Raw genomic sequence first — 9,389 nt, forward strand, 5'->3', positions numbered from 1 at the left:
TATTACCTGCTTCCTGTAAGATCAGTCGCACAAGGCAGGCCAGAAAAAAGCCTACTAAGCCTTTTTCAAAAAGCCTTATGCTATGTTTCCGAAAAGCCTACTCGGTTGTTTTCGAAAAGCCTTATGCTGTGTTTTGAAAAAGCCTTATGCTATGTGTGCACAACAACCGCTCGGTTGTTTCCCCATCATAGCATCGGTTGTTGGAGCAACATAGCATGGGCTGTTGTGCTAAAACAGCACCGATTGTTTGTCAGCTACTGCTCGATTTTCCAGAGGTCATTATTCTTAACGACCTCCTCCCGATACATTGCAGACACGCTGCCATCGAAGCGAACGATGTTGGCCTTGCCGTTATGCCGATAGGCTATCGCATGGGCGATGTATTCTTCCGCTACGTATTTATCGGCGGCCCAATCGGCAATCTGCCAGTCTACGCCATCGGCGAACGCCATCGTATCGACTGGATTCTCGACCTGAACCATCGTTGCCGTGCGCTTAATGCCCGGCTCGCTCCAGCCGCCTTCCAAGTTGGTAAAATTAATGCCGTAGCTGAAGTTCCCAGCCTTGGGCGAGTCGGACTTCAGGTATTCGTGTGTCGGGCACCTTAACTGTTTTTCCGAGCCCAGGTGATCCAGAAAGATCGGGTTATTATACCAATATACGCGGTCAATGCTGCCGTTGCCCTTCTCATAGTTGATGATGCTTGGCACGTAATAGCCTTGTTCGGCAGCATATGATATGCTCGCAAGCTGTAGCTCGCGCAGGTTGCTCGCGCAGGTGGTTTGGTCTGCAGATTGGCGGACATTGCCAACCACAGCGATGATGATGCTGCTCAATATGCCAACAATCGCGACAACGGCGAGCAGTTCAACTAGCGTAAAGGCTTTGCGGGTGGAGGATATTTTAAGTAGAAAACGATTCATTTTCAGGGGTAAGTGTTAAAACGGCTAACCTAGCACTGAAATTAAGGAAAATGGAAGGCATGAACTCACGTTACTGTAACATTTGCCGCGCATCCGTAAGAGAGAAGCGCAAAAAAGCGAGGCCATCCCTGACCTCGCTTAGTAGTGAACATATTGAAAATGGTGCTATGATTTGGCGGCTTCGAGCAGCTCGGATACGGTGACGAACTGGTATCCCTTGGCCTTCAGTTGCTGGATAATGGTCGGTAGCGCGGCCAGGCTTTTGGGCGACCAGTCATGCATGAGCATGATTGTGCCGGCTTTGGTTTTCTCAGTCGTTGCGCGCTCAATGATCAACTCGACGGTGGTGTCCTCGTGCCAGTCTTTGACGCCAACTGAGCAGTCGATCGGCTGCAGCTCGGCTTCGGTCAGGATTTCCATGAGCTTGGGCGTGTAGACGATGTAGGGCGCCCGGAAGAGTGTCGGCTTGAAGCCGGTGACTTCCTGAATGACTTCCTGGGTTTCCATGACTTCCTTGACGGCTTCTTCGTCGCTGATCTTTTGGAAGTTGGGGTGCGTGTAGGAATGGTTGCCCACTTCGTGGCCTTCGGCCAAAATGCGCTTGGCCAATTCTGGGCGTCCGGCGACGCTCTTTCCCTTCCAGAAGAAAGTCGCCTTAATGCCTTCCTTCTCAAAGAGCTCCAGATACTTGGGCGTTAATTCGTTGGGGCCGTCGTCGAAGGTCAGCGCAATCAGTGGCTGATCAGTGTCCACGGACTTAATGCGTTTCACCGTTGTGTCGTCGGCTGAAGCTGTGGCCGAGATGCAACAGGCGGCCACAAGCAGAATGGAGTGTCTTAATAGTTTATTCATGGATTGGTATCGTTTGTAGGGATGAAATGCTTTATTCGACAGGCGCTGGCGTTACCACGATGTCGTCAATGCGCAGCGTGCCGGGAGAAGAGAAGATGAGGGCCAGGTTGACCTTGTGAGAGCCATCGGGAATCGTGACGGTTTTCTTGATCTGGGTCACTCGGCCATCGTTATTCAAGTGTGCGAGGTCGATCCAGGCGATTTGCTGCCCCTCGTAGTTGAAACACTGCAGGACCACTTTGGTGGTGTCGATGGTGTCGCATTCGACGAGGGCCGAAATGGTGGCGCGCCCCTGATAGTTAAAGGGCATTGAAACGCTGGCATTAACGGCATCCCCCTGGGCGATGATCTTCAGCCCCTTGCCGGAGCCGAGACCATTCCGGTCGGTTTCCAGTTCGATTGAGCCCGCTTTACTCCATACATACCAGCCCAGCTTGCCTTGCTCACATGCTCCGTAGGGCAGGATGTTTTTGACTTGTTCGGCGATTGCGGAGCCAGAGGCGCAGGCCAGCGCGATAGCTGCCACGATGTGTTTCAGATTAATTTTCATCGGTGGGTTATCTGAGGGGGATTGATTGTTTAAAATATCGCGCGCTATTGCAGGAGCGTCTTGTCCGATAACGGGAGATAAAAAACGCCGTTGCCCGGGGTGCCGACCACCAGCCGATCACCCGCAAAGGCGAGCTTAAGGCGGTGGCGTTGAGGAATGTGGTTGTCCAAGGCTTCCCAAGTCTCGCCGCCATCGGTTGAGAGCAACAGCCCATCGTTGCCATGCAGGGAGACGGCAAGGCGCTGGCTGTTGTTCAGATCGATCGCCATGGACTCGACACCGCGGTCGAGCACTTGACGCCAAGTCACGCCGCTGTCTTCACTGCGGTAGAGGCCACCGCCTTGCTCGGACACATAATACACACCCGTTTCGCTCGGTGAGCTAAAGACCTGCATGAACTTGCTCCAGCCGTTGCTTGGTTGAATATCTGCGAGCTGCCAGGGCTCGGCGTCGCTACTGCGGCGGTAAACCGCCTTGTTTTGAATGGCGACCATCGAGCCATTACGGTTGCGCGCCAGTTGGTAGCCTGCGTCCCAAATCGAGCTTTGAAAAAAGCCTTTGCCCTGCGGCAGGCCTTCGCTGTCCCAGCTCCAGGTGTCACCCAAATCGGTGCTGACCCAGACGCCACCTTGGCCCGGGGCGACATTTCCACTGACGCCGATGTAGAGCTTGTAAGGATCCTCGGAGTCGACGGCAATGGAGTTCACGCGGTAGTCGTCCTTGCCCTTGGGCACGCCGCCCATCGCCATGCGCTTGAAGCTCTTGCCGGCGTTACTGCTCATGTAAACGGTGTCCGCGTACCAGCCGTGGGTTTTGGGCGCTAGCAGGTAAACCATATCCGTGTCCGACGGCGCCACGGCGATAGCTTTGCAATTGTCGAACGAGCCGGTGGTGTGCTGGAACGAGGCCGCGCCGTCGTCGGAGCGGAAGTAGCCATTGTCGGCCATGCCCATGTGGACGATGCTCGGATCGTGGGGCATTTGAACGACGGCGTGGATCACGGTGTTTTCAATCCCGTCGATGGTCAGCGTCCAGGTTTTGCCCGCGTCCCAGCTTTGATAGACCGTATAGTAATCCGTGAAAAACCAGTGGTTTTCATCGTTGGGGTCGACCACAATGCTGGCGGTGGCGCGACCAAACTTATCCCAGGAATTGGGGCGGCTGCGGGCAAACCAGTCGCCTTGAATGCGCTCGGATTCTACTTCGACCCACGGACTGTTGACGGACTTTTTGACGAAAAACTTGCCTTGGCCATTGGCCAGAATGAGGAAATCCGGGCCTGCGCCAATCGCCCGGTAGCTGTTACCGTCGGTCGGTCTGGGGCGCGAGTCGGCGAGGTCGAGGCCTTCGGACGCATCGATCCACGTGCCGCCTGCGTCGTTGGTGTATTTGACGCGCATGGAGTTAAAGATGCCGTACCAGCGGCGCGGTTCCATGGGGCTCTGGATAATCTCCAACGGCGCTTCATCGGAGAGCTTACCCCAGGTCTGGCCACCGTCATCCGAGCGGAAAAGGCCGCCGCCGAGCTCGTGCTTGGTGGTCGCGCCGCCCCAGGCCTGACGGCTGGACATTTTGCGCTCCGAAGCGCAAATAAACATGTATTGGGCGTTGGTTTGATCGACTTTAAAGTCGTTGACGTAGAGGTTGTCGATGCCGATGGATTCCCACGTTTCGCCATCGTCGCGGCTGACGAGCACGCCTTCTATGCCGGGCGCCGCGTAGATCGTTTGCGGCTCGTCGGGGGAGCGCTGGAGGATGCGGCCCATGCTGCGGTTGGGGCCGTTGCCGAACACCTGGGTGTGGTAAACTTCTTTCCAGCTTTGCCCGCCATCCGTGCTTTTATAAAGACCCTGCATTGGGGTCCATTGGTTGCCCACGGCAGCGATGATGATGTCCGGGTTCTGCGGGTCGACGAGCATATCGCGCACGCAGTCCAGGCTTTGTGGCTCCACGTTGTTGTGCAGCATACGCCAATTGCGCCCGCCATCGTCGGAGCGGAAAATCCCCCCAACGTCGCTATGCGTGTAAACAATATCCGGGTTGACGTCATTCGTGACGACATTGAGCAGATAGCCGCCGCCCCCAATTTTACTCGAACGCCAGTGGCCGTATTCCGCGAGGTTTTCCTGCGGGTTGAAAACTGCCTGCACGACGCCTTCGGCATCCGGGCGCAAGGGGTCGCCTGCGGGCTGGGCCGCAGCAATGAAAGGAATGATGAGGGGGAGCAACAATGGGCGAAGCATTGGATACTTGGGTGTTTGCAGCCCGCGATGGGGCCTTGGATTGAATGTATTCAAGCACTTTAACGCCCATTGTCCCCAATTAGAAACATTAGTTCGATTGTTACTGTAACTTGGGAAATGGTGCATCGTTCAGGAAAAAGGGTTCCTCGAACGATGCACCGAAATCCCGGCGAACGCGAGATGATCAGTTACTTGCTTGTAGCGAGACTTCCTGTGCCGTCGCGAGTTCGCCATCACTAACGCAAAATCGGATCACGTAGCTTCCCGCCGTGCTCAGCACGACTGAGGCATTGGCGGACGTGGCATTGCTGAAGGTGGCGGCGCCGGGTCCGCTGACGAGTTCCCATTGATAGCTCAGCACCGGGCTGGCGGGAATGCCATCATCGGAGGCCGAGCCGTTGAGCGCAATCGCGGCGCCCGTTGCCACATCGGCTGTAGCGATGCTGCTGGATGTCGCGGCGGTGAAGTCTGCGGCGGCTTCGGTGGGGCCGGTTCCCGATGGCGCGCTGCTGCTGGCCGACAGGTAAAGCTTGTCGAAGTAAACGCCGTCTTCGCGCATCCAGACATTGACGGTGTATTCACCTGCGCTCGGGATGGTGACCTTGGCCGCCCGATAATTATACCGATTACTCCAAGACCAGGAGCCGTCGGTGGGCGTATCGACACCATACAAGCCGAAGGTCACGGGGCTGCCATTGAGGCCGAAGTGCACGGAGTCGTCGACATTGCTGGCACCATGCAGCCGCGCCCACACGTAGTAAGTTCCCGGGTTGCTGAAATACACGGTGTAGTCGAGGCGGGGTCCGTCGGTGGAATCGCCGGAGTTCTTACCGGTGTTGCTGGGGCTGGTCAGCGCGCCACTGCCAGAGTAGCCGGATTGCGCGGTGGTCAAGGTCCAGCTGTCCCCGGCGAAGGGGCCTGAGCCCGCATGCGAGGTCGCGTAATTTTCCGCCTCGATGGCAAACGACGAGTCAACCATTGCGTATTCGGGGATGTGGATGCCGGTCGTCGGCGGGGTGTTGGTCAATGCTCCGTAGCCAATGGCGCCTGAGCCGGTTGGCGTTGTGCTGCCGGTGGTCAGGTAAAGCTTATCGAACCACACGCCGTCTTCGCGCATCCAGACTTGGATCTCATGGCTGCCCGCGCTCGGGATAGTGATCGTGGCCGACTGGTAATTATACCGATTGCTCCATGACCAGGAGCCGTCCGCGGGCGTATCCACGCCATACAAACCGAAGGTCACGGGGCTGCCATTGAGCCCGAAGTGCACGGAGTCATCGACGTTGCTTCCGCCATGCAACCGCGCCCAAACGGTGTAAGTACCGGGGGTGGTGAAATGCACGTTGTAGCTTAAGCGAGGACCGTTGGTGGAATCACCGGAATTGCTGCCGATGTTGCTACTACTTGTCATCGCGCCAGTGCCCGTGTGGCCGGCCTGCTGATCGCTGAATATCCAGGATTGCCCGGCAAAGGCGCCAGTGCCGTTGGCGATGCTGTTATAGTTCTCGGCTTCGATCGTTAGCTCGCCGCCGAGCTCGACGTGATTGCCCACCGGTTGGCTGTCGAGCGCAGTGAGCACTGCCGTGCGCGTGGTGGTGAGGCCGTCGCTTGAAACCGTGGTTAGCAAGATGGTGTAACGACCTTCAGCGGTGAAGCGAACCGTGGTGCGCGGGCTATTGGGCTGATCGATCTGCGCGCCGCTGGGTGAGCCCACGAGAATCCAGGTGACCGAAGCTGGTGCTTCATAATCCGCCCAACAGGCTTGCAGCAATGCTAGCTGGTCCGTTGCGTAAACGCCGTAGTCGTTGGCTGGCTGCGCGATCTCCAGTGTCTCCATGGTGAGCGGAATGTAGAGCGTTCCATTGCCCGGCGTGCCGACCACGAGACGCTCACCGGCAAAAGCCATCTTGAGGCGGTAGCGCTGCGGAATGCCGTTATCGAGCGTGATCCAGGTGGCGCCGCCGTCTTCGCTGAGCAGGATGCCACCGGCTTCATCGAGCGACACCGCGATCCGATCCTGCTGTGGATCAACGGCCAGGGATTGCACGCCTTGGCTCAGCACACGGGTCCACGTTTCCCCATTGTCATTGCTGCGATGCAGGCCGTAGTCACTCTCGGCCAGATAGTACACGCCGCTCTCGGTTGGGGACGCATGAACTTGCGTGAATTGCCCACCGTGGCGGGTAATCGTGGACTGCGCCCAGCTGTCGGTATCGCTGTCGCGGTAGTAAATATTCCCACTGGTCGCTGCGACCATGGAGCCGTTGAAATTCCGCGCAAGCTGATGACCGTTGTCCCAAATCGACGATTGGAAAAAGCTCGATGATGACGGCAGCCCCGTGCTGTCCCAAGCCCAGGTGTCGCCGCCATCGGCGCTGGCCCACACGCCGCCTGCGCTTGAGGACACGGCGCCACTCACGGTGATGTAAATCTGTTGCGGATCACTGGAATCCACGGCGATGGAGTTGACCAGCCATTGGTCGATGTCGTCACCCGCGGTGTCGGGATCTTTGGGCACATTCGTCATGTTCTGGCGGCCAAAGTTTTCGCCGCCATCGGTGCTTTGGTAAACGGTGTTGGAATACCAGCCGACATACCAGTTGTGGTTGCCCACGATGTAAACCGTGTCCGGGTCGGACGGGGCAACCGCGATCGCTTTGCAATTCGTCGTCGATCCTGCGCGCGTGGGGAAGGAGTCGGCGCCGTCGGTCGAGCGGTAGTAGCCGTTGTCCGCCATGGCCATGTGGACGATGTTGGCGTCGCTGGGGTCCACGGCGATTTCGTGGATGACGGTGTTCTCAATGCCGTCGATGGTCAGCGTCCAGTTGGCGCCGGCGTCCCAAGTTTGGTGGATGGAATAGTAGTCGGTGAAGAACCAGTGATCGTCGTCGTTCGGGTCGATCACCACCGAGGCCGTGGCGCGGCCAAAGTGATCCCACTCCCCGGCAACAGTCCTCGCATACCAGTCCCCCTGATAGCGGCCAACGTTGGTAATGGCAGACCAGTCCGCGTTCAGCGGTTGCTTGATGTAAAACGTGCCGGACCCGCTGCCGACCAACAGAAAGTCAGACCCTGCGGCCAGGCTCTGGTAACTACTGTCCCACATGGGCGAGGGATTCGATGAACTCGTTAGCGCCAGCCCGGTTGAATCATCAGTCCAGGTTGCACCGAGGTCGTCCGTGTATTCGATACGGCGCGCGTCACGGATTGCGTACCAGCGGCTGGCGTTGGTGGGGCTTTGGACCATTTCGCGCGGGGCGGTGCTGACAACCGTTGTCCAGGTGGAGCCGCCGTTGTCTGTACGAAAGAGCCCGCCGGTGAGCGTGGTGTATTGGCGGGTCGATGTCCATGTATCGATGGTGGACATCGTCCTCGCTTCTGCACACACAAAGATGCGGTTGGCGTTGGCGCGGTCGATCTTCAGATCGGTCACGTAGTGGTTTTGCAAGTTCAGCGAAGTCCAGGTAACGCCGCCATCGGTGCTTTTGTAAACATCGCTGCCGGGGGCCGCATACAGGGTGTCGTCGTTGTCGGGTGAGCGCTGAAGTATCCGGCCAGCGCTGCGGTTGCCGCCGTTGCCATACACTGGGCAATCGAGCGTCTTAGTCCAGCTTTGCCCGCCATCGTTGCTGATGAAGATGCCTTGCCGGGGCGCCCAGCGCGTGCCGACCGCGGCAATGACTTTATCTGGATCGTTGGGGTCAACGAGGAGGTCGCGCACGCAATCCAGGCTTTGTGGGCTCACGGTGTTGTGGACCATGCGCCAGTTGCGTCCGTTGTCGTCGGAGCGGAAGATGCCGCCCACGTCGCTGTACGCGTAGAGGATGTCGGGGTCGGCTTCGTTCATGACTACGTTGAGCATGTAGCCGCCGCCGCCCATTTTGCTGGAGAGCCAACGGCCATAGACGGCTTCGTTGTAGTCGGCGTTAAACACTGTGTCCACCACGCCATTGGCGTCCGGACGCAGGGGGTTGCTCGCAAGGCAGATCGCGGGTAGGGCGAGGCATGCGAGGAGGGGTAGGACTATTGATTTGAGCATAAAGGGGGCACGCACAAAAGTGCGCCATCGCAGCCATGGGGTAGGCTTGGATGCAAGTAGAAGGGGTTGTTGGTAGCTTATTGAATTTGAGTTATCGTTGAACGCCGTTGTCACTGTTACAGTCACAGCAAGATTGGTGGCACAAAGAAACCGCTGCATTGCACCAGCGGCTTGAAACAACAAATAGCGCTTGCGAATTGCTTAGAGAAATTATGCTTCACTGAGTCTGAGAGTTTGCATGTCTAAAATACGCCCAGCAGTTCCTGGCTGCGGACCTTCGCGATTCGATTGCGGTATAATCCATATCCAAGCACTCTTAAAATTAGCAATGCCTATGATTGCGCACAATATATAGAGGGTGTCCTTCTGCAGAAAAAGCATAACCCTAAATCCCACCGTATCACGACGTAGCTCTGTCAACTGCGTTTTTGATTAGATTTGCTAATCCTGCGACAAGCAGAACCGGCGAGCAAATCGGGGCCAATCCATACCTTCACAACGCCGTTAACGTGACTCGCTGCAAGACTTCGAGCAAGGCTTTTCGCCTCCCGCTTACTTTTTGCGGTGAATAAGCGATCTGAAACAGAAAGCTTATAGGCCTCCCCTTGACGAAGTGATCGACGCGAACCCCATGATATAGGTAATAAAGTCATTGGGATCACACACGATACTAGCAAGGTATGTTCCCTAAAGTTATTCACAAAATATTAAGAGCTAACACAATGGAGCCCATCTACTAAATCCGCTGGTAGCTCCTATTCGGAGAGAAACAACGTTCCGTT

5 protein-coding genes are annotated in these 9,389 nt (G+C 56.9%); all 5 read right to left on the minus strand.

All coding sequences use genetic code 11. The features are described from left to right. Positions 1–254: 254 nt before the first annotated feature. Entirely contained in the window at positions 255–923 is a 669-nt protein-coding gene (locus RBB63_RS17870) for a prepilin-type N-terminal cleavage/methylation domain-containing protein (protein ID WP_309386357.1), read from the minus strand. A 165-nt stretch (positions 924–1,088) separates the two neighbouring features. Further along, complete coding sequence (locus RBB63_RS17875; RefSeq protein ID WP_309386358.1) at positions 1,089–1,775, minus strand: polysaccharide deacetylase family protein; 687 nt, start codon at positions 1,773–1,775, stop codon at positions 1,089–1,091. A gap of 31 nt (positions 1,776–1,806) precedes the next feature. Beyond that, positions 1,807–2,325 (minus strand): hypothetical protein, encoded by a 519-nt coding sequence (locus RBB63_RS17880; protein WP_309386359.1) that lies wholly within the window; start codon positions 2,323–2,325, stop codon positions 1,807–1,809. Between the two features lie 44 nt (positions 2,326–2,369). Further along, positions 2,370–4,568, minus strand: a complete 2,199-nt coding sequence (locus RBB63_RS17885) for a WD40/YVTN/BNR-like repeat-containing protein (protein ID WP_309386360.1) — start codon at positions 4,566–4,568, stop codon at positions 2,370–2,372. A 184-nt stretch (positions 4,569–4,752) separates the two neighbouring features. Further along, a complete protein-coding gene (locus RBB63_RS17890; protein ID WP_309386361.1) occupies positions 4,753–8,607 on the minus strand; it encodes a PKD domain-containing protein in 3,855 nt (1,284 codons plus the stop codon). Positions 8,608–9,389 lie beyond the last annotated feature (782 nt).

It is taken from the genome of Cerasicoccus frondis (assembly GCA_031296915.1).
Lineage (GTDB): Bacteria > Verrucomicrobiota > Verrucomicrobiia > Opitutales > Cerasicoccaceae > Cerasicoccus > Cerasicoccus frondis.